Genomic DNA, 21,583 nt, shown 5'->3' with positions numbered 1-21,583 from the left:
AGGTGATAAAAATGGAAAAAAACATTTCTTTTCCAAAAGGATTTATGTGGGGTAGTACATTTTCTTCTTATCAAATTGAAAAAATGAATAAAAAAACTAATTGGGATATATGGCAGGAAAAAGGCCATATAAAAGATGGTACTGGTTTAGATGTTTTAAATAATATTAATAAAAATTTATTTAATGAAATACTTAAACTTTCAAAAGAAATGGGATACAATTCTTTATCATTTTCGTTAGAATGGGCTAAGATAGTTCCAGAAATGGGATTTGTTAATTATAAAAAATTGGAAAGTTATAAAAATTTTATTCTTAATTTAAAAAAAGAAGGTATAGAACCAATATTAATTTTAAATTACTATACATTGCCAGTGTGGTTTGAAGAAAAAGGAAGTTTTGGTAAAGAAGAAAATTTTAAATTTTTTTTGGAATATGTTGAATTATTGTTGAAAAACATAGGCAATATTGTAGATTATTATATAACTTTTTTTGAGCCAGGTAAATTTATAAAAAAGACATTTGAAGACAAAAGTTTTCCTTCATATAGTAAATATAATGAAAAGAAAGAAACTTTTATAAACAATATTTATAATTTACATAAACAAATTTATGTAATGATAAAAAAAGAAAATAGATACTCAAAGATTTCACTAACCAAAAATATAGCATATGAAGAGATAGAGTATAGAAAAAATAACATATTAAAATATATGGATTTCTTTTCTATTAGTTATGATGGGGATGATAATTTTAGTGAAGGAAAACCTATTCAAAAAGATGATATAGGCAAAAACATAAATCCAGACGAAATACTAAAGAATCTATTAAAACTAAAAATACATGATAAGCCTATATTAATATTATCTACAGGTATTGCGGATGAAAATGATATATATAGATCGATATTTTTGATAAAAGTATTAACAAATATATATGAAGCCTTAAAGAAAAATATAAAAGTTTTTGGTTTCCATCATAAAACATTATTTGATCTTTTTGAATGGGAAAATGGTTTTTCCGCTAAATATGGTTTGTACGAGTATGATTATGAAAATATAAAAATTCATATTAGATCAAGCGGGAAAATATTTTCCAATATAATCAACAACAATGGGATTCCATCATATCTTGAAAAATATACACAATAATAAAAACGTCTATTAAAACACAGATGTTTTTATTACAAATTGTAAATAAACTTAATTTAAACACAAAATATTTTATAAATAGTATAAATAAAAGCATCTGTTAAACACAGATGCTTTTATTAGTTTTTATTCTTTTGTCGTTGGTTCGTTAAAAACTCTTGATGCCAATTCTCTATCTAACATAAATAAAGCATTTGGATTATCTTTTATTAATTCGAGCTTGCGTATAATTTCTTCATCATTAGCCTCTTCTTCAACTTGCTCATCAATATACCATTGCAAGAAATTAAATGTAGCTCTATCTCTTTCTTTCTCTGCGATATCAACTAAATCATTTATACATTTAGTAATATGTTTCTCATGTTCTAAAGTAGCTTTAAAAACTTCTAATGGTGAATTCCACTCCTTTTGAGGTTCAGCTATTGCGTGAAGTTTAACACTTCCTCCTCTTGATAATAAATAATCATACATTTTCATTGCATGAAATGTTTCTTCTTGATATTGTACTCTCATCCAATTTGAAAAGCCTTTTAAGCCAATTTCTTCAAAATAGGCAGCCATTGACAAATATAAATAAGCAGAGAACATTTCTTCATTAATTTGCTTATTTAATGCTTCTTCCATAGTTTTTGATATCATTAAAACACCCCCTTGTAATTTCTACGCTATTGTAATTATATCATTTTTATTAAAAAAAATCAAATTTACCAAAAAGTTAATAAAAGATTAAAATTACAAAATACATTGACATGAGAACAAATTTATGCTATAATAAGAAAAAAATTCCGGAGGAGAAATTATGAAAAAGAATTATTTATTAATTATTAATAATATTAACTCAAATATAATATTAAGACATCACTCAAGGTGTGGCCTCAGGCTGACACCTTGAGTTGTGATGCTGCTCAAGGAAAATCAGAGGCCACACCATAATTTGGTGTGGCCTTTTTTATTATTTAAAAGAAAATTATATAAGGAGGTAGAGATTATGAAAAAGTTATTGGTTGTATTGATTATGGTCGTTTCCATTATTACTATTTTTGGCGGTAAAATTGAAGAAATTCAAAAACGTGGAGTATTATTAGTTGGTCAAGATCCAGCATATGCACCATTTTATGGTGTAAATACTAAAGGTGAAAGAATAGGTTATGAAGTTGATTTGGCTAAAATGATGGCAGAAGTTTTAGGCGTTAAGTTGAAATTTGTTATTACAAATTGGGATGGTATAATTCCAGCATTATTAGCCGATAAATTTGATTTTGTATTAGCTGGTATGACAATAACTCCTGAAAGAGCTATAAAAGTTAACTTTTCAACTTCATACTATGAAACTGGACAAACTATATTTTATAATACACAAAAATATCCAAATGGTATCACTATAGATGAACTTAAAAAAATGGGTAAAAAAGCTAAAATAGCTGTTCAATTAGGAACAACTGGTGAATTTGCGGCAAGAAAGTTTTTCCCGGAAGCACAGATATTAACTTTTGAAACAGTTGATGCTGCAGCATATCAAATAATAACTAAAAAAGCGGATGTATTAGTATTTGATGAATTATATTATGGATCAATTTCAAAAAAATATGCATCAATAAAAACTATTGGTAAATTATTGAACAAAGAAAAATTAGGTATAGCTGTAAAAAAAGAAAATTTAGATTTATTATTATGGATAAACACATTTATAGAATGTAAAAAAACAGATGGAACATTAGATCAATTAAAACAAAAATGGATGGTAGACTACGATTGGGGTGAATAAGTTGAACAAAAATTACATACAAAAATTTATAGCTTATGCCGTATTAATAATTATTCTAGCTGTCTTCTATATTGAAATGTCAAAAACATATCCGTTTAATTGGCAAAAGGTTCCTTTTAAATATATGAATCTATACTTAGAGGGTTTTTATATGACTTTAAAAATATCAGTATTTTCAATATTTTTTGCAATGATTATAGGGATAATATTTGGGGTTATGAAAACATCTAAGTACGAAATTTTAAAAGAATTTGCAAATACATATACAACAATTTTTAGAAATATACCTTTATTAGTTATTATATTGATTGTTTATTATGGTATAGGTTCAATGATAGAAATAAGTGCAATGATTGGTGCGATAGTATCATTATCTTTATTTGAAGGTGCTTATGTGTCTGAAATTATTCGAGGTGGTATTGAAGCTGTACCAAAAGGTCAAGTTGAAGCAGCAAAAACAATAGGATTAAATACATTTTATCTATATATAGATATATTATTACCTCAAGCTTTTAGAACTACGTTACCTGCATTAACAGGACAATTTATTAGCTTGGTAAAAGATAGTTCTCTAGCATCTGTTATAGCATTACAGGAATTGACAATGGTAGGAAGACAAATCGCCACCTCTTCCTTTGCATCATTTGAGTCATATATTACAGTAGCAGTATTTTATTTTACAATAACTGCATTATTGCAATTATTAGGGAAATATTTTGAAAGGAGGTTTGCAATAGTATGATTGAAATAAAAAATTTAGAGAAAAGTTTTGGAAACCTTGAGGTTTTAAAGGGTGTAAATCTTAAAGTTGTAAAGGGAGAAGTATTAGTAATAATGGGCCCATCAGGTTCTGGAAAATCAACATTATTAAGATGTATAGCTGGTTTAGAAGAATATCAAAAAGGAATAATTGCTTTAGAAGAAAAAAATATTTATGATTATTCAAGAAAAACCTTGGTACAAAAAATAGGTTTTGTTTTTCAACAACATAATTTATTTCCTCATTTAAAAATAATAGATAATATATCATTGGGATTAATACGAACTAAAAAGATGAAAAAAGACGAAGCATATGAAATTGCTCTTAATGTTTTAGAGAAAGTTCATTTAAAAGATAAAGCTTATAATTTTCCTTCTCAATTATCAGGCGGCCAACAACAAAGGGCAGGTATAGCAAGAGCTTTAGCGATGGACCCAGAAATAATATTATTTGATGAACCAACCTCATCACTTGATCCTAGTTTAGTATATGAAGTAAAAGAAACAATGGTAGAACTATCTAATAGCGGAAAAACGATGTTAGTAGTTACACATGAAGTTGATTTTGCTAAAAAAGCTGGAGATAGAATTATATTTATGAAAGATGGGAAAATATTAGAAAATATGGATCCCGATACATTTTTCAAAACAGAATTAAAATACGAAATAGCTTAAAAATTAGAGTATAGGAGTGGTTAATATGGAAAAACTTTTCTTTGCCTATAATTATAAATCAAATCAAAACTTCAAACATCATCATTTCAGGTGTGGCCTCAGGCTGACACCTTGAGTTGTGATGCTGCTCAAGGAAAATCAGAGGCCACGCCATAATTTGGTGTGGCTTTTTTATTTATTTAAAAAAACTTTATTAGGAGGTAGATATTATGAAAAAATTAGCATTATTTATCTTGGTAGTTATTATTTCAATTAGCATATTTAGTGGAAAAATCGAAGAAATTCAAAAACGTGGTGTTTTGTTAGTTGGTCAGGATCCTGCTTATGCCCCATTCTATGGAATTGATATTAATGGTAAAAGAATTGGACACGATATTGCTTTTGCGAAAATTTTAGCAGATTTTTTAGGTGTAAAAGTCAAATTTGTTATAACTAATTGGGATGGGATAATTCCTGCTTTAATGGCAAATAAGTTTGATATTATTTTGGCTGCTATGACTATAACTCCTGAAAGAGCTATAAAAGTTAATTTTACAATACCTTATTATCAAACTGGACAGGCTTTAATGTTTAATTCACAAAAATATTCCAACTTAACAATAAAAGACATTAAAAATATGGGGTCTAAAGTTAAAATTGCTGTCCAACTGGGTTCAACTGGGGAAATTGTTGCAAGGAAAATGTTTCCAAAAGCTAAAATTCTAACTTTTGAAACTGTTGATGCTGCTGCTTATCAGGTAATTATAAAAAAAGCTGATGCTATGGTATTTGATGATTTATATTTTGGTACTTTAGTAAAAAAATATCCTTCCATGAAAATGATTAATGAATTATTAACAAAAGAAAACCTCGGTATAGCTGTGAACAAAAAAGATATAGATTTACTTTTATGGTTAAACACTGTTATAGAGACATTGAAAGTAGATGGAACATTAGAAGAATTAAAACAAGAATGGATATTAAATTATAATTGGGGAAATAATTAAAATATATTTAAAATTCAGTTACTAAAATATAATTGTAAAAATTCACTTGACTTTTAATAATATATATGTTAGAATTCATTAAAAGTTATCTATAATTTTTATAGATATAGGAGGTTATTGTAATGAAAATATTTATCCTTTCTTTATTTAATTTAATAAATACATTAAATAATCAACCCGAACCCAAGGTGTGGCCTTCACAACACCTTAAGTTCGGTGTATAGCTATATTTTACTTAAGGTAATCCTAAGGCCACACTTAAAAAGTGTGGCCTTTTTTATTTTCAAGGAGGTGAAATGATGGATATTGAATTTGAAGTTAAATATGGTTTGGATGGTGTAGCAGTAGCTATTAGTTCAATCTCCTGTGTTGATGGAGAAAAGGGTAAATTAGTTTATAGAGGTTTTGAAATTGAAGATTTGATACAAAATTCTAATTTTGAAGAAACTGCTTATTTAATATGGTTTGGTTCTTTGCCTAATGAAAATGAATTGGATTTTTTAATTTCAATGCTATCTAAAAAAAGAGAATTACCTAACCAAATAATAGAAATGATGAAATTATTTCCTAAAAATTCTCATCCTATGGAAGTTTTAAGAAGTGTTGTTTCAATGTTAGGTATGTATTCAAAAAAAGAAAATTCAACTTTTGAAAACGCTATTAACTTAACGGCAAAGATACCAACTATAATTGCGTACTGGTATAGAATAAGAAACGATTTACCTTTAATTAAACCTAAAGAATCTTTAAAACATTCAGAAAATTTCTTATATATGATGTTCGGTAAAATTCCAGAACATTTTAATTTATTTGATAAAGCTTTAATTCTACATGAAGAACAAGGAATGAATGCTTCAACCTTTGCATCTACAGTTACAGCATCAACATTATCAGATATTTATTCTATTATAACAACTGCTATTGGAACATTAAAAGGACCTTTACATGGTGGTGCGAATGAAAAAGTTTTAAAAATGTTCGATGAAATTGGTAGTATAGAAAATGTTGAGTTTTATATAAACAATCTAATTGAAAAAAAAGAAAAAATAATGGGATTTGGCCATAGAATATATAAAACATACGATCCTCGCGCAAAAATTTTAAAAAATTGGATAAAAGAAATCTTTATAAACAATAACATAAAGTATTTTGAAATAGCCTTAAAAGTAGAGGAAATAGTAGTAAACAAATTTAAAGATAAAAAGATTTATCCAAATGTAGATTTTTATTCTGGAATTCTTTATAACTACTTTGGTATTCCAAAAGAATTTTTTACTCCTATTTTTGCAATGGCCAGAATTGTGGGATGGACAGCACATGCTATGGAATATTGCAAAAATAATAGAATATTTAGACCAAAAGCTATATACAATGGCCCAAAAAATCTAAAATATAAAGAAGTGAAAGGAGTTGAATAAAGTGGGAAAAACAATAGCAGAAAAAATATTAAGTGAACATGCAAAAAAAGAAGTTAAAGCAGGAGAAATAATCATTTCAGATATTGATTTAGCATTTGTTCAAGATGGAACAGGACCACTAACAGTTGATCAATTTAATTATTTAAATTTTGATGATGTGAAAAGTAAATCTTTAGTTTTTATAGATCATGCTTCTCCAAGTCCTAGAAAAGAATTATCCAATACACAAAAAAAACTCAGACAATTTTGTAAAAAGTCTTCTGCAGGCCTTTATGATATAGGTGAAGGTATATCACATCAAATTGTTGCTGAAAAATATGCAAAACCAGGAGATGTTATTGTAGGAGCTGATTCACATTCATGTACAGCAGGAGCTTTAGGAGCTTTTGCAACTGGTATGGGATCAACAGATATTGCCCTTGCATATGGTTTAGGAAAAGTCTGGTTAAAAGTTCCTGAAACATTCAAAATAATTTTAAAAGGAAAATTGTCTAAAGGTGTTTATGCAAAAGATATTATCTTATATTTTATAGGGAAGATTGGTGCTGATGGTGCAACATATAAAGCTTTAGAATTTGATGGTGATGGAATTAAAAATCTTTCAATGGAATCCAGATTGACAATTTCAAATATGGCTGTGGAAGCTGGAGCAAAAGTGGGTATATTCCCAACAGATGAAATAACAAAAGAATATTTAAAATCACAAGGCAGAGAAAAAGATTATAAAGAAATAACCGCAGATCCGGATGCAAAATATGAAAAAACAATTGAAATAAATTTATCCGAAATAGAACCTCAGGTTTCATTTCCACATACAGTAGATAACACACGAAATATAAAAGATGCTGTAGGTGTAAAAATTGACCAAGTTTACATTGGGACATGTACAAATGGAAGAATTGAAGATTTGAGAATTGTCGCCAATATTTTAAAAAACAGAAAAAAATCAGATGATATAAGGTTAATTATTGCACCAGCTTCAAAAGATGTATATCTCCAAGCTTTAAAAGAGGGATTAATTAATACGTTTATTAAAGCAGGAGCCACCATCCTACCACCTGGATGCGGCCCTTGTGTTGGAGTACATGCTGGAGTACCTGCAGATGGTGAAAAAGTGTTGTCTACACAAAATAGAAACTTTCACGGAAGAGCTGGAAATCCAAACTCAGAAATATATTTATCTTCTCCTGCAGTTGCTGCAGCAAGTGCAATAACAGGTTATATAACAGATCCAAGGGAGGTATTAGAATGATATTACAAGGAAATGTATGGAAATTTGGAGATAATATTTCAACTGATCATATAGCACCTGGAAGATATTTTCATTTGCGTTCAAATCTTAAAGAGTTAGCTAAACACGTATTAGAAGATGCAAGAGAAGATTTTGCTAAAAAAGTTAATTCTGGTGACATTATAGTAGGTGGGAAAAACTTTGGGTTAGGCTCCTCAAGAGAACATGCTCCAAGAATAATAAAAGTTTCCGGTGTTTCATGTGTTATCGCAAAATCATTTGCAAGAATTTTTTATCGAAATTCTATTAATATTGGATTGCCTGTAATTGAATTAAAAGAAGTTGATGAAATTAATGAAGGCGATATATTAAAAGTTGATACAGAAAAAGGAATAATAAATAATCTAACTCAAAACAAAGAATATAAATTCATACCTTTTCCAAAATTCATAAATAAAATACTTGAAATTGGTGGCATAGATGAATATATAAAAAAATATGGAAATTATGGAGTGTGAGAACATGAATATTGGAATTATAGGAATAGGAAATATTGGTAGTATGTTGTTAGAAACTTTACAAAATAAAGAACATACTTTTCATATAATAAATAGAACTAGATCAAAATTAAAAAAATATGAAAAAATAGGAAATATAAAAATATGCAAATCAATAAAAGATGTATATAAAAATTCAAAGTATGTATTTGTATCTGTAAAACCTCAACATATTGATGAAGTATTTAAAGAAATATCAGAATTAGAAGAAGACGGGAATTATATTATTAGTACCGCAGCAGGAAAAGAAATAAATGAAATATCAGAAAAATCAAAAAAAAATAATGTAGTTAGAATAATGCCAACAGTAATTTCTAAAATAGGGAAAGGAGTCACAGCAATAGCTTTTCATGAAACTATTGTAAGAGATGAAAAAAAAGAAATCATAGAATTATTAAAACCCCTTGGGAAAGTATTGGAATTAGAAGAAGAAAAATTTGATGCGTTTACAATATTGAACAGCAGCGGACCAGCATTTGTAGCATTCATACTCGAAAGTTTTATAGAAGGGGCTATAAATATAGGGTTACATGCAGATACTGCTAAGGATATTGTTTTAAAAACATTTGAAGGATCAATACGTTTTTTAGAAAAAGAGGAAATAGATTTATCAGAGTTAAAATACCGAGTATCTTCTCCTGGTGGAGTAACCATTAAGGGTTTATATGAATTAGAACAAAAAGGAACTAAAGGTGCAATTATGAAGGCAGTATATGAATCATATTTAAAAAATAAAGAATTATGAGGTGGTAAAAATGAGTGAATTAATAATAAAAGCGAAAAATTTGAAAGAAAGTTCTAATATTTTAAAAACGTTAAATGCAAAACAAAAAAATAAAGCCATATTAGAAATAGCTAAATCAATAGAAAAAAATAAAGAATATATATTAACAGAAAATAAAAAAGATGTAGAAATAGCAGAAAAAAAAGGAATAAAAAAATCATTAATAGATAGATTAGCTTTAAATGAGAAAAGAATTAAAGGGATGATAGAAGCTTGCAAAACGGTTGTAAATTTAAAAGATCCAGTGGGTGAAATGTTCGATTCATTTTTAAGAGAAGATGGTTTGAGAATAAGTAAAGTAAGAGTTCCTTTAGGTGTAATAGGTATAATATATGAATCTAGACCTAATGTTACTTTAGAAGCTACAATATTAGCCTTAAAATCCGGAAATTCAGTATTATTAAGAGGAGGTTCAGATGCAATAAACTCTAATAAAGCTATTGTAAAAGCTATAAAAGATGGGTTGGGAAATTCTGAAATACCTATAAATTCTATCGAATTAATAGAAAACACAAATAGAGAATTAGTAAATGAAATGCTTAAATTAAATGAATATATTGATTTAATAATCCCTAGAGGAGGTAAAGGATTAATAGATTTTGTAGTAAAAAATTCTACCGTTCCTGTTTTAGAAACAGGTGTTGGAATATGTCATATATTTGTAGATGAATCAGCAAATATCGAAAAATCAATTGACATAATAGATAATGCAAAAACACAAAGACCAGGCACATGTAATACAGTTGAGACTGTATTAATTCATAAAAATATTGCAGAAAAAATATTACCAGCATTAAAAGAACAACTTGAAAGCAAATCTGTAGAAATTCGTGGTTGTGAAAAAACCATAAGTATCATAAAAGTAAAAAAAGCTACAGAAGAAGATTGGGCTACGGAGTATCTTGATTTAATTCTTTCAATAAAAATTGTTGAAGATTTAAATGAGGCCATTAATCATATAAAAAAATATTCAACAGGTCATTCTGAGTCCATATTAACAGAAAATTATTTAAATGCAATGAAGTTTGTTAATGAAATAGATTCTGCAGCAGTATATATTAATGCATCAACAAGATTTACAGATGGTGGAGAATTTGGAATGGGAGCAGAAATGGGTATAAGTACTCAAAAAATGCATGCTCGAGGACCAGTTGGTTTAAAAGAATTAACTACATATAAATATATAATTCAAGGCAATTATAATGTGAGGGACTAAAATGGAAAAAATAGTAATTAAAATAGGAAGTAATTTACTTGTTAAAGAGAAGGAAATAAATAAAAAATTCATAATAAAATTGAGTTCTATTGTGTCTAAATTAATGGATAATAACAAAAAAGTCGTTATTGTTTCTTCTGGTGCAAATGCTGCAGGATTAAAATATTTGAATTTGAATCCTATAAAAAGTTTAGCTCAAAAACAAGCATTGTGCGCAATTGGGCAGGTACAGTTAATGAAAATATATGAGCAAGCTTTTGACTTTTATAATAAAAAAATAGCCCAAATTTTATTAACAAAAGATGATTTCTCATATAGAGATCGATTTTTAAATTTAAAAAATACATTAATAGGGCTAAACCAATTTAATATAATTCCAATAATAAATGAAAATGACACAATATCTGTAGAAGAAATCAAATTTGGTGATAATGATATGTTATCTGCTTATTTTGCTATTGGTTGGGGTGCGGATGGATTAGTAATATTGACTTCAGTTGATGGGATTTATGATAAAAATGGAAATATTATAAAAAATTACAATGAGAAAGAAGAATTATTAAAAATAAAAAAAACGTCGTTTGGAACAGGTGGAATTAATTCCAAAATAGAAGCAGGAAAAATGGCATCAAATTCTGGAGTAAAAACATGTATATGTAATGGTAAGAATTTAGGAAATATAGAAAAATTTATATATGGTGAAAATCCTGGAACGATATTCTTGCCAAATAAAAAAATGAAAAATAAAAAAGCTTGGATTGCTTATTTGTCTCATAGTAAAGGGAAAATATATATAAATAAAGGTGCTAAAGAAGCAATTTTAAAGAGAAAAAGTTTATTATCAATAGGAATTGAAAAGGTAGAAGGGAAATTTTTAAAAGGTGATGCTGTAAATATATATTATGAAAATAAAATAATAGCAAAAGGTATTTCTAATTATTCATATTTGGAAAGTAAAAATATATTGGGTAAAAAAAGTGAAGAAATTCAAAAATTAGGTAATTATGATTATGAAGAATTTATTCATGCTGATAATCTTGTAATATTATGAAAATAGGCGGTGAAAAAATGGATGAAATAACAATTTTATATATCGAAGGTGATGGGATTGGTCCATACATTATGAAAGCTGCTATGAAAGTCTGGAACGCAGCTATTGATTATATATATTCTGGAAAGAAAAAAATTATTTGGAAGGAAACATATGCAGGTAAAAAAGCTCTTAAAAAGTTTGGAACTCTTTTACCAAAAGAAACGTTAGATTTATTAAAGGAATATAAAATAGGAATAAAAGGTCCACTTGAAACACCTATAGGTAGTGGTTATAGAAGTTTGAATGTAGCAATGAGGCAAAAGTTAGATTTATATGCTTGTATAAGACCTGTTAAATATATACCTGGAATTAAAGCTCCAGTAAAAAATCCAGAAAATGTTGATATTATTATTTTTCGTGAAAATACAGAAGATGTGTATGCTGGTATTGAATGGGAAGAGGACTCTAAAGAATCAAATGAATTAATAAAAATATTAAATGAAAAATTTGGAACAAATTTAAGTAAAGCTTCAATTGGTATAAAACCTATAAGCGAGTTTAAAACAAAGAGGCTTATGAGAAAAACAATAAAATATGCATTAGAAAATAATAGAAAAAAAATAACAATAGTTCATAAAGGGAATATAATGAAATACACCGAAGGTAATTTTAGAAAATGGTGTTATGAAGTAGTTGATGAATTCAAAGAACAATTAGAAAATAAAAATATTATGGTAAATGATATTATAGCTGATAACATGTTTCAGCAATTATTATTAAATCCATCAAATTTTGATATTTTAATAACTCCAAATTTGAACGGTGATTATTTGTCGGACGCGGCAGCGGCTCAAATTGGCGGAATAGGTATAGTTCCAGGCGCTAATATTGGAGATGAAATAGCTTTATTTGAACCAACACACGGGACAGCACCTGGAATAAAAAATCCTGAAATGGCTAATCCAACCTCACTTATTTTATCAGGAGTAATGATGCTAGAATACATTGGTTATACCGAAGCTGCTGAATTGATAAAAAAATCTATTGAAACTACTATAAAAAATGGTTATTCTACTCCTGATATTTCCTCAGATTCATCAAAATCTTTATCTGCAATTGAATTTGCAAATAAAATTATAGAGGAATTTTAAATATCCATTATAAAAATTAATCAAACTCTTCCTGAAAAGGAAGAGTTTTTTATTATTGAAAACTTCAATATTTTTTGTGTTATTTTGTATTGAAAAAAAAACAAAAAAATTATATAATAAACGAGATACGAAAAAATTTTTGGAGTGATTAAATTGCATTATTTATTAGCTGTTTTATCTGCGTTTTCTTCTTCTGTAACTTCAGTATTAGGAAAATATTCCTTTAATATAGGAGCAACAGTATCTCAAATCTTATTTTTGAGATTTCTTTTTTCTTTTATAATATCAGGTATGATTTTTATATTTGCTGGATATAAATTTCATTTAAAAAAATTTATATTATTTTCGATACTTGGTATTGTTAATTATGGAATAGCTGCTTATGCTTTTTTTATAGGATTACAATACTTAAATCCAGCATATGCTACAGTAATTTACTTTACAAACCCTATTTTTGTCTCAATATTGCAAACAAAAACTACAAAAAGGAAGATTAATATAGTAAATGCGTCTGCAGTTGCAATTTCATTCGTGGGAGTAATTATAGCCAATCTTGGTGAGAGGGCATTGATTGAAAATCCAAATATAATATTTGGAACATTAATAATATTGTTTAGTTCATTTGTAAATGCTTTATTTATAGTTTCTGTTAGCGAACAAATAAAAGAAGAAAACTCAAACCCTTTTGAAAATGCTTTTTATACATTTACTGGGGCATTTATATATTACTTACTTTTTGTAATCAGAAATAACGAAATATATACATTGAATAATAAATTTTTATTAGCAGGTTTTATACTTGCCGTTTTGGCAACATTTGTACCTTTAACCTTAAATTTTATAGCATTAAAAAGATTACAATCACATACATTATCTTTACTAATGCCTTTAGAACTAGTTTTTGCTTCTATATTATCTGCAATATTTTTTCATGAACCTTTTAATGCTCTGAAAATATTGGGATTTATTATGGTAGGTCTTGCGCCGATTATAGATATTTCAAATGTTGAATCTCAATCAATAACCTAAATAAAAATATATAAACGGGGGGAATAAAGATGTTGAAAGATATTATTTTTGATCAGGTAAAACCAGCATATGGCTGTACTGAACCAATAGCAGTGGCATTAGCAGTTGCAACAGCAAAAAAATATTTAAAGGGGAACTTAGAGAGCATAAAAATCATTCTTGATAAAAATACATATAAAAATGGGTTAGAAGTCAATATTCCCGGGACACCATTTATAGGACTTGAAATTGCTGCAGCTTTAGCATATACATGTGGTGAAGCTGCGTTGGGTTTAGAAGTATTAAAGCATGTAAATCAGGAATGTATAGATACATCTCATAAAATCTTAGGAAAAATAAATGTTGATGTTGATAAAAATTATATAGGATTAAAAGTGAATTGCATATTAGAAGGAGAAAATAAAGTTAATGTTATAATTGAAGGAACACATGATAATATAGTGCACATAGAGGAAAATGGTAACCCTATTATTGATAAACCATTTGAAAAAGGTGGAACATTATTGGAAAGTATAAAAAAATATAATATTGATAATTTTTTAGAATATATAGAGAATCCAGAAAAAGAGGTTATAGAATTAGTTGAAAAGGCTATAACGATAAATACAGAAATAGCAAAAAAAGGGTTAAAAACACCAGGAAATTTTGGTAATATTTTAAATTTTGAGCCTGTGAACATAGTTCAGGCAGCTGTTGATGCAAGAATGAGTGGTGAATTACTTCCTGTTATGACGGTTGCTGGGAGTGGAAATCAAGGTTTATCATGTACATTACCGCTAATAAAAATAGGCGAAAAATATGGTGAAAATAAAGTAAAAAAAGCTATTCTATTAAGTATGTTAATTACAATTTATATTAAATCTTATACAGGTGTATTAACGCCAATATGTGGTGCGGGCTCAATATCTTCTGCAGGAGCTTCTGCAGGAATTGTATATTTAAAAGGTGGTAGTGCTGGGCAAATAAAAAATGCAATAAATAATGTTCTATCTACACTTTTTGGTTTAACATGTGATGGGGCTAAAAAAGGCTGTGCATTAAAAGCAGGGACAGGAACATTTGTTGCATTGCAGAGTGCAGAATTAGCTTTAAATAACGCAAATATTCCATGTGGAAATGGTATTGCGGCTAAAGATGTTGAAGAAACAATAAAAAGAATTGGTAAATTAACATTATCTATAAAGAAATTTGATGAGGATGTTTTAGAATTTATTGGCAAATGTTAATAGAGGTGAAATTTTGAGTACTGGAATAAAAATGTGTCCCAAATGTGATGAAATAGTGGAAAATAATGAAAAAATATGTCCAAATTGTAATAGTTTCTTTTTAACAAAAAAATGTCCCAGATGTAATGAAATTATGAAAGATAACATAAAAAAATGTTGGAACTGTGGATGGGATTTTGGAAATAAAAAGAAAAGGAAAAAAAATAAAAAAATAGATTTTTATAAATTATATATTGAAGAGATTGAAAATACAGAATTTGGAAATTCACTTGTTCAAAATAAAAAAAATTATATTAAATTAACAAATGAACAAATTGAGATAATAAAAAAAGCAAAAAATAATAATCTAATAATAAATGCTTTTGCTGGATCTGGAAAATCAACAACACTTTTAAGTATAGCATATGCATTAAAGAATAAAAGCTTTTTATTTCTTGCCTTTAATAAATCAGTTAAAGTGGAAATAGAAGAAAAAATAAAAAAGGCAAAATTAAATAATGTAAAAGTTTTAACAACACATGGTTTAGCCTATAAATTTGCTAAAAGAGATTTAAACTTCAAAAAGTTGGGAAAAGAATTAAATACTTCTGAAATATCAAAAATATTAAATATAGATATATTTATTGCTGATTTGGTAAAAACAGCATTTAATGATTTTTGTAATGGGAATTTTACTAATGTTTCAGATGAAACGATAGAGGAAATATTGAATTCTAATCATAAGTTAAAAATTATCAGAGAACAAAAAGACTATATAAAAGATAAAATACTTAAAATTTGGGATTTATATATGGATAAAAAATTGGATATAACTCATAATGTTTATCTGAAATATTTTCAAATGAATATAAAAAAATATATTAATTATATTAAATTTGATTATGTTCTACTTGATGAGGCACAGGATACAAATGAAGTAGTACTGGATATTTTTAAAAATTTAAGAGGGAAAAAAATAATTGTAGGTGATCCTCATCAGCAAATTTATTCTTTTAGAGGTTCAATAAATGCATTATATAAAATTAGAAATGAAATAAATGCTGAAATTCTATATTTAACCAAAACATTTAGATTCTCAAATTACATAGCAGATAAAGCAAACTTTATTTTAAAAAATTTCAAATCAGAAGAAAAAGAAATAATATCTTTTAAAGAAGATAACGATAAAAATATAGAAAATATATGTTATATTACCAGAACAAATGCAACGCTTATAAAATTAATAGAGAAGTTTAAAGATTATGAAATAAAGTTGATCAGATCTCCAAAAGAAATTTTTCATCTTCCAATTAATATATATTATTTTATTAAATATCTTAAAGATGAGAAATACAAGGATTATGTAAATGAAAAATGGCTGTTGAATTTCAAATCTCTTGATAATTTAAAGGATTATGCAGAAGAGTTTGAAGATTATGAGTTAATTTCTGCCATAAATATTGTTGAAGATTATGAAGAAAAGCTATTCGATCTTTTGAAAAGTGCGGAAGAAAAATATTCAAGAAACAAAGGTAGAGTCTTTTTAACTACAGCTCATACGAGTAAAGGATTAGAATGGGATAAAGTCATAATTTGCCACGATTTTCAAAATATATTAGAATTACTAAAAAAAGAAAAATATAAAACAGTTAAAGAATTTCAAAAAAATTATAGCACACATTTAAAAAATTTAATTAATGGAATTATTGGACATTTTAAACATCAATATATAATTGATGAAATTAATCTTTTTTATGTTGCTATAACAAGAGCAAAAAAAGAATTAAAAATATATTCGAACAAAGAAATATTTAATATAGATATAAATAAAAGGCTTGAGGAGTAACCTCAAGCTAATTTTATTATAAACTTTGTACCTACCATCCATTGAGATTCAAAGCTAATTTTATAATTTGCTAATTCACATAAATATTTTACAATTGCTAAACCAAGGCCAGAACCATTGGCGTATTTTTTTGAATCTGTGCCTCTAAAGAAACGTTCAAAAATTCTGTTTTTTTCTTGTTCTCTTATCCCGATTCCGTTATCCTCTACAATGATTTCGCTATTAGTTATAGTTACATAAACCTTTGAATTTTTGTGAGAATACTTAACAGCATTTGATATTAGGTTTCTTAAAATAGTATATATTATAAAAGGATCACCCTGCATTAATTCAATTTCAGAATTAAATATTAATTCTATATTTTTTTCTTTAATTTTATTTTCAAGATCCGAAATAACATCCTGGAAAACTTTTTTTGGATCAAATAATTCTACTTTAATCATATAATTACCAAATTCAGCCATGGAAAGCATTGTTAATTGATCTAATATTCGTTCTATTCTTGATATGGCTTTTTTAGCTTTTTTTATAGGTTCTTTTAATTTATCTTTTTTATTTAAATCCTCTATCAAAAAGAGATTTCCTTTTGCAACAGATAAAGGAGTTCTCAATTCATGAGATAAAGCTGTAATAAAATCTGCCTTTACTTGCTTTATAAGTTCTTTTTCGGTTTTATCCTCTATAATTATTGTAGAATCATCTTTTAAAAATGAAATCTTACAGAATTTACTGGAACCTTGAAAAAAATATATAGTTGTTTCCAGAAAATAATCTTCTTTATTAATTATGTGAGATATAAGATTATCTATTTCATTGAAAGTAAAAACACTTATTATTTCAATCCCTTTTTTGAATCCGTACTCTCGAGCTATTTTATTAGCTCTTTTAATTATATAGCCATCTAATTCAATAATCATCACATCGAGAAAATCTAAAGTATTAAAAATCATGTTAATCACCGATTTCATCAGCAGATTTATTAAACTTGTATCCTAAATTTCTAATAGTCTTTATCCAATTTTTCCCAATTTTTGATCTTATCATACTAATATGAACATCCACTACTCTATCAGTAATAAAATCATCATCAAACCAAATCTTATTGATAATATCATTTCTGGTGAATATTTTATCAGAATTTTTTGCTAATAAATATAATATTTCAAATTCCTTAGCCGTTAAATCAACAATTTTTCCTTTATATTTTACTGTATAATTATTTGAAAATATTTCTAAACTTCCAAATTGGAGTTTTTCATCATCATTTTTTAATCTTTTTAAAAGAGCTCTAACCCTTGCTATAACTTCTCTTGGATTAAAAGGTTTTGTGATATAATCATCAGCACCATTTTCTATTCCATAAATTTTATCCCTATCAGTATTTTTAGCAGAAATAATTATAATTCCGGTATTTTTATTCTTTGACCTAATAAAAGGCAAAATATCTACAGATTCTCCATCTGGTAGCATAATATCTAATAAAATAATATCCACTTTATTATTTTTTAAAAATCTATTCATGGCGTTGATTGAATCAGATTCATAAACGTCAAATTTTTCTATTTCTAAATATGTTTTTAAAATATCTCTAATGTCTTTATCATCTTCAACAATTAAAATCGAAGGCATAGTTTTCCTCCTATAATAGATTTGTTATTTTTTCACCTTTTTCAATATATACTATTTCTTCACATAAATTAGTTACCTGGTCAGAGATTCTTTCAATATCTCTTGCAATTAAAGCGTAAGGAATAATAATGTTTTCATCATATTTCCCTTCTTTAAATTCTTTTAAAATATCTTTTCTAATTTCAATTTCTAAATTATCTATAATATTATCTTTTTTCCAAATCTCAATAGCTAATTCTATATTTCTTTCATTAAAGGCTTTAAAAACCTCTTTTAACATTTCTAAAGATAAACCAATCATTTTTAGCATATCATCATTTAGATATGGTATGAAGTTTATTTTTTTAAATCCAAAAACTTTTTGAGCTATATTGCAGGATAAATCTCCTATTCTTTCAAGATTATTAGAAAATTTAATCATAGTAATAATATATCTTAATTCTTTTGCTAATGGATTATATCTTGCGATAATTTGATAAACTTCATCTTCTATTTTTCTATTAATATCATCGATATTATCATCTAAATCTAAAACTCTTTTTGCTAATATCTCATCATTTTTCTCAAGTGATTCAATAGCCATATTAAATGAATCTAAAACAAGAGATAACATTTTGGATATATCCGCTTTTAATATTAATAATTCATTTTCAAAATGATGTACATTTTGCATATTTTAACCTCCATTATCCTATTCTACCATTTAAATAGTCTTCAGTTAATTGATTTTTTGGCGATTTAATTATATCAGAAGTTAAACCTGATTCTATTAATTCACCTTGATACATGAAATATAAATAATCTGAAATTCTTACAGCTTGTGGCAAATTATGAGTTACTATTATTATAGTGTAATTTTCAACCAACTCTTCAAGTAATCTCTCAATTCTTTGTGTTGCAATAGGATCCAAAGCAGAAGTAGGCTCATCTAACAATATTACTTCAGGGTCTACAGCAATAGCTCTTGCAATAACTAATCTTTGTTGTTGCCCGCCGGATAATTCATAAGCAGATTTATGTAATTCATCTTTAACTTCATCCCATAAAGCTGCTTGCTTCAATGATTTTTCTACTATTTCGTCTATCTTATTTTTATTTTTCATTCCATGAATCCTTAAACCGAATGCTACATTTTCATATATTGACATTGGAAATGGAACTGGTTTTTGAAAAACCATTCCCACCCTTTTTCTATATATAGTTAAATCTAAGTTTTTATCATATATATTTTTATTTTCAAAAATAATTTCTCCAGAGGTTTTATAAGTCGGAATTTCATCATTTATTCTATTAATACTTCTTAATAATGTAGATTTTCCACAGCCAGATGGACCAATAATAGCTGAAATTTTATTTCTTTTAAAATCTATATTTATATTTTTTAAAGCTTGTTTATCACCATACCATGCATTAAAATTCCTTACTTTGATTATATCATCATTTTTTAAAATTACATCATTTATCATTAACCTTCCTCCTTATTCTAAATGCTATTGAGTATATAACTAATATTAATAACATTAAAAATGATGCTGTACCTTTTGCCATCCATTGAGCATCTTCACCATAAGCCATAGCAACATTATAAATATGTGTAGGTAAAGTCATAATTGGATCTTTTATAGATTTAGGCATATGCGTTGAATAAAACACAGCGGCAGTTAATAACACAGGTGCTGTTTCTCCCATAACTCTACCAGCACCAATCAAAATAGCAGTTATTATTCTTGATCTTGCTGCAGGTAATAATACTTTATATATAACTTCAGTTTTTTTTGCCCCTAATGCATATGCTGATTCTCTCATTGTATTAGGAATAGAACTCATTGCTTCTCTTGTAGAAGAAGAAATAATTGGCAAAGCCATTATAGATAAAGTTAAAGAACCTGATATTAATGATGTTCTTAATCCCATCGTTATAGAAAATAATGCTAATCCAAATAATCCGTATACTATAGAAGGAACACCGGATAAAGATGTAATAGCTGTGTCTAATAATCTTCCAATTTTATTATTTCCATATTCGGATAAAAATATACCTGTTAATACACCAAATGGAATTGCAATTATTAATGTCATTAAAAGAAGATAAATTGTACCTATAATAGCTGGAAAAATTCCGCCTTCAGTCATCATATTTTTGGGAAATTGAGTAAAAAAATCTATCGAAAAATATCTTATTCCATCTAATATAACAAAAATAAATATAAAAACTATGCTAAAAAATGTTATATAACTTATTATTCTAAATATTAAAGAAATTATTTTATCTTTTCTCATTTGCTCCATCTCCTTGAGAGTCTTTTAGAAGTTAAGGTGAGTATAAATGATATTGTAAGTAGTACCAATCCAGAAACAAATAAAGCGGAATAATGAATACTTCCTATTTCTACTTCTCCCATTTCACTTGCTATAGCTGCAGTTAAAGGCCTAATAGGATCAAGAATAGAAAGTGGAAGCATATTAGCACCTCCTGCAGCCATTAATACAACCATTGTTTCACCAATAATTCTATTTATAGTTAATATAATTGCATTGAAAATTCCAGGTAATGCCGCTTTAGAAACTACTTTAAAACCAGCAGTAAATCTTGTTGTCCCTAATGCTAAAGCTCCTTCTTTAAGGCTTTTATCAATAGAACTCATGGCTTCTTCCATTAAAGAAGCTGTATAGGGTAATGAAAGAATAGTTAAACCAATTGATGCAAGTAGTATATTTTCTGGTGACCATGCGCCTATTTCAAGCATCCATGGAGAAACATATATTATTAAAAACATACCTATAATAACAGATGGGACACCAGATAGTAAATCTATTGCTCCTTTAATCATTCTTTTTTCAAAATTTTTTGCATAATCATACATGAAAAATGCTACAATATATCCTAAAGGTAAAACAATTAATGAAGAAAATATAGTTAAAAGTATAGAATTTATTAACATGGTTAATATACCAAATGAAGGTGGATCATATGTAGGATACCAATCAAATGACGTAAAAATTTCCATACCAGCTTCTTTTAAAGCTGGTATGGATTCCCTTATAACAAATCCAAAAATTAATATTAAAGCTATAATTCCAGTTAATGCAACACTTTTTATAATTAAAGAATTTATTTTATTTTTAAACTCTCTCAACTAAAACACTCCTT

At 27.0% G+C, this 21,583-nt stretch carries 22 protein-coding genes; 15 read left to right on the top strand and 7 right to left on the bottom strand.

Annotated elements, in window-relative coordinates; all coding sequences use genetic code 11:
- The first annotated feature begins 11 nt into the window (after window positions 1-11).
- A complete protein-coding gene (locus JRV97_RS00195) occupies window positions 12-1,148 on the top strand; it encodes a family 1 glycosylhydrolase (RefSeq protein WP_280999072.1) in 1,137 nt (378 codons plus the stop codon).
- Window positions 1,149-1,274: 126 nt separating this feature from the next.
- Here JRV97_RS00195 and JRV97_RS00190 read toward each other — a convergent pair whose 3' ends face one another.
- A complete protein-coding gene (locus JRV97_RS00190; RefSeq protein ID WP_280999071.1) occupies window positions 1,275-1,787 on the bottom strand; it encodes a ferritin in 513 nt (170 codons plus the stop codon).
- Window positions 1,788-2,136: 349 nt separating this feature from the next.
- On the opposite strand from JRV97_RS00190, the gene JRV97_RS00185 reads away from it, so the two are divergent.
- The 14 genes from JRV97_RS00185 to JRV97_RS00120 all read left to right on the top strand — a co-directional run bounded on the left by JRV97_RS00185 (window position 2,137) and on the right by JRV97_RS00120 (window position 16,803).
- Complete coding sequence (locus JRV97_RS00185) at window positions 2,137-2,913, top strand: transporter substrate-binding domain-containing protein (RefSeq protein ID WP_280999070.1); 777 nt, start codon at window positions 2,137-2,139, stop codon at window positions 2,911-2,913.
- Window position 2,914: 1 nt separating this feature from the next.
- Entirely contained in the window at window positions 2,915-3,655 is a 741-nt protein-coding gene (locus JRV97_RS00180) for an amino acid ABC transporter permease (RefSeq protein WP_280999069.1), read from the top strand.
- Window positions 3,652-4,347, top strand: a complete 696-nt coding sequence (locus JRV97_RS00175) for an amino acid ABC transporter ATP-binding protein (protein WP_280999068.1) — start codon at window positions 3,652-3,654, stop codon at window positions 4,345-4,347. The genes JRV97_RS00180 and JRV97_RS00175 overlap by 4 nt, the downstream gene beginning before the upstream one ends.
- Before the next feature lie 209 nt (window positions 4,348-4,556).
- Entirely contained in the window at window positions 4,557-5,333 is a 777-nt protein-coding gene (locus JRV97_RS00170) for a transporter substrate-binding domain-containing protein (protein ID WP_280999067.1), read from the top strand.
- A 299-nt stretch (window positions 5,334-5,632) separates the two neighbouring features.
- Window positions 5,633-6,751, top strand: a complete 1,119-nt coding sequence (locus JRV97_RS00165) for a citrate/2-methylcitrate synthase (protein WP_280999066.1) — start codon at window positions 5,633-5,635, stop codon at window positions 6,749-6,751.
- Between the two features lies 1 nt (window position 6,752).
- Window positions 6,753-8,003, top strand: a complete 1,251-nt coding sequence (locus tag JRV97_RS00160; protein WP_280999065.1) for a 3-isopropylmalate dehydratase large subunit — start codon at window positions 6,753-6,755, stop codon at window positions 8,001-8,003.
- A complete protein-coding gene (locus JRV97_RS00155) occupies window positions 8,003-8,500 on the top strand; it encodes a 3-isopropylmalate dehydratase small subunit (protein WP_407081603.1) in 498 nt (165 codons plus the stop codon). The genes JRV97_RS00160 and JRV97_RS00155 overlap by 1 nt, the downstream gene beginning before the upstream one ends.
- Window positions 8,501-8,504: 4 nt before the next feature.
- The gene (gene proC, locus JRV97_RS00150) at window positions 8,505-9,284 is read left to right on the top strand and encodes a pyrroline-5-carboxylate reductase (protein ID WP_280999063.1); all 780 of its coding nucleotides are present in this window, start codon (window positions 8,505-8,507) and stop codon (window positions 9,282-9,284) included.
- 10 nt (window positions 9,285-9,294) lie between these two features.
- Window positions 9,295-10,539, top strand: coding sequence for a glutamate-5-semialdehyde dehydrogenase (locus JRV97_RS00145; RefSeq protein WP_280999061.1), 1,245 nt, complete (start codon window positions 9,295-9,297; stop codon window positions 10,537-10,539).
- 1 nt (window position 10,540) lies between these two features.
- The gene (proB, locus tag JRV97_RS00140; protein ID WP_280999060.1) at window positions 10,541-11,590 is read left to right on the top strand and encodes a glutamate 5-kinase; all 1,050 of its coding nucleotides are present in this window, start codon (window positions 10,541-10,543) and stop codon (window positions 11,588-11,590) included.
- A 17-nt stretch (window positions 11,591-11,607) separates the two neighbouring features.
- On the top strand, window positions 11,608-12,723 hold the full coding sequence (locus JRV97_RS00135; RefSeq protein ID WP_280999059.1) for an NADP-dependent isocitrate dehydrogenase: 1,116 nt from the start codon (window positions 11,608-11,610) through the stop codon (window positions 12,721-12,723).
- Between the two features lie 153 nt (window positions 12,724-12,876).
- Window positions 12,877-13,752 (top strand): DMT family transporter, encoded by an 876-nt coding sequence (locus JRV97_RS00130; RefSeq protein WP_280999058.1) that lies wholly within the window; start codon window positions 12,877-12,879, stop codon window positions 13,750-13,752.
- Window positions 13,753-13,781: 29 nt separating this feature from the next.
- Window positions 13,782-14,978, top strand: a complete 1,197-nt coding sequence (locus tag JRV97_RS00125) for an L-cysteine desulfidase family protein (RefSeq protein WP_280999056.1) — start codon at window positions 13,782-13,784, stop codon at window positions 14,976-14,978.
- A gap of 13 nt (window positions 14,979-14,991) precedes the next feature.
- Entirely contained in the window at window positions 14,992-16,803 is a 1,812-nt protein-coding gene (locus tag JRV97_RS00120; protein ID WP_280999054.1) for a UvrD-helicase domain-containing protein, read from the top strand.
- A 2-nt stretch (window positions 16,804-16,805) separates the two neighbouring features.
- Here the strand turns inward: JRV97_RS00120 and JRV97_RS00115 are convergent, their stop codons facing one another.
- From JRV97_RS00115 to pstC, 6 genes are read right to left on the bottom strand one after another with little or no spacing between them, the layout of a single operon-like run.
- Complete coding sequence (locus tag JRV97_RS00115) at window positions 16,806-17,753, bottom strand: sensor histidine kinase (protein ID WP_280999052.1); 948 nt, start codon at window positions 17,751-17,753, stop codon at window positions 16,806-16,808.
- Window position 17,754: 1 nt separating this feature from the next.
- A complete protein-coding gene (locus tag JRV97_RS00110) occupies window positions 17,755-18,432 on the bottom strand; it encodes a response regulator transcription factor (RefSeq protein ID WP_280999050.1) in 678 nt (225 codons plus the stop codon).
- 10 nt (window positions 18,433-18,442) lie between these two features.
- Entirely contained in the window at window positions 18,443-19,105 is a 663-nt protein-coding gene (phoU, locus tag JRV97_RS00105) for a phosphate signaling complex protein PhoU (RefSeq protein WP_280999048.1), read from the bottom strand.
- A 13-nt stretch (window positions 19,106-19,118) separates the two neighbouring features.
- A complete protein-coding gene (gene pstB, locus JRV97_RS00100) occupies window positions 19,119-19,898 on the bottom strand; it encodes a phosphate ABC transporter ATP-binding protein PstB (RefSeq protein WP_280999047.1) in 780 nt (259 codons plus the stop codon).
- Window positions 19,888-20,712, bottom strand: coding sequence for a phosphate ABC transporter permease PstA (pstA, locus tag JRV97_RS00095; RefSeq protein WP_280999046.1), 825 nt, complete (start codon window positions 20,710-20,712; stop codon window positions 19,888-19,890). Before pstA ends, pstB begins: the two co-directional genes overlap by 11 nt.
- Window positions 20,709-21,569, bottom strand: coding sequence for a phosphate ABC transporter permease subunit PstC (gene pstC / locus JRV97_RS00090; protein ID WP_280999045.1), 861 nt, complete (start codon window positions 21,567-21,569; stop codon window positions 20,709-20,711). The genes pstA and pstC overlap by 4 nt, the downstream gene beginning before the upstream one ends.
- Window positions 21,570-21,583: the final 14 nt, after the last annotated feature.

The sequence above is a fragment of the Marinitoga aeolica genome (assembly GCF_029910535.1).
GTDB lineage: Bacteria > Thermotogota > Thermotogae > Petrotogales > Petrotogaceae > Marinitoga > Marinitoga aeolica.
The sequence above is the reverse complement of the archived record's forward strand: the minus strand, read 5'-3'. Positions and strand labels throughout refer to the sequence as shown.

Bases quoted from the DNA above. Each gene is read 5' to 3' on its own strand.
- JRV97_RS00195 (WP_280999072.1), top strand. From the start codon at position 12: ATGGAAAAAAACATTTCTTTTCCAAAAGGATTTATGTGGGGTAGTACA.
- JRV97_RS00190 (WP_280999071.1), bottom strand. From the start codon at position 1,787: ATGATATCAAAAACTATGGAAGAAGCATTAAATAAGCAAATTAATGAA.
- JRV97_RS00185 (WP_280999070.1), top strand. From the start codon at position 2,137: ATGAAAAAGTTATTGGTTGTATTGATTATGGTCGTTTCCATTATTACT.
- JRV97_RS00175 (WP_280999068.1), top strand. From the start codon at position 3,652: ATGATTGAAATAAAAAATTTAGAGAAAAGTTTTGGAAACCTTGAGGTT.
- JRV97_RS00170 (WP_280999067.1), top strand. From the start codon at position 4,557: ATGAAAAAATTAGCATTATTTATCTTGGTAGTTATTATTTCAATTAGC.
- JRV97_RS00165 (WP_280999066.1), top strand. From the start codon at position 5,633: ATGGATATTGAATTTGAAGTTAAATATGGTTTGGATGGTGTAGCAGTA.
- proC (WP_280999063.1), top strand. From the start codon at position 8,505: ATGAATATTGGAATTATAGGAATAGGAAATATTGGTAGTATGTTGTTA.
- JRV97_RS00145 (WP_280999061.1), top strand. From the start codon at position 9,295: ATGAGTGAATTAATAATAAAAGCGAAAAATTTGAAAGAAAGTTCTAAT.
- proB (WP_280999060.1), top strand. From the start codon at position 10,541: ATGGAAAAAATAGTAATTAAAATAGGAAGTAATTTACTTGTTAAAGAG.
- JRV97_RS00135 (WP_280999059.1), top strand. From the start codon at position 11,608: ATGGATGAAATAACAATTTTATATATCGAAGGTGATGGGATTGGTCCA.
- JRV97_RS00125 (WP_280999056.1), top strand. From the start codon at position 13,782: ATGTTGAAAGATATTATTTTTGATCAGGTAAAACCAGCATATGGCTGT.
- JRV97_RS00115 (WP_280999052.1), bottom strand. From the start codon at position 17,753: ATGATTTTTAATACTTTAGATTTTCTCGATGTGATGATTATTGAATTA.
- JRV97_RS00110 (WP_280999050.1), bottom strand. From the start codon at position 18,432: ATGCCTTCGATTTTAATTGTTGAAGATGATAAAGACATTAGAGATATT.
- phoU (WP_280999048.1), bottom strand. From the start codon at position 19,105: ATGCAAAATGTACATCATTTTGAAAATGAATTATTAATATTAAAAGCG.
- pstB (WP_280999047.1), bottom strand. From the start codon at position 19,898: ATGATAAATGATGTAATTTTAAAAAATGATGATATAATCAAAGTAAGG.
- pstA (WP_280999046.1), bottom strand. From the start codon at position 20,712: ATGAGAAAAGATAAAATAATTTCTTTAATATTTAGAATAATAAGTTAT.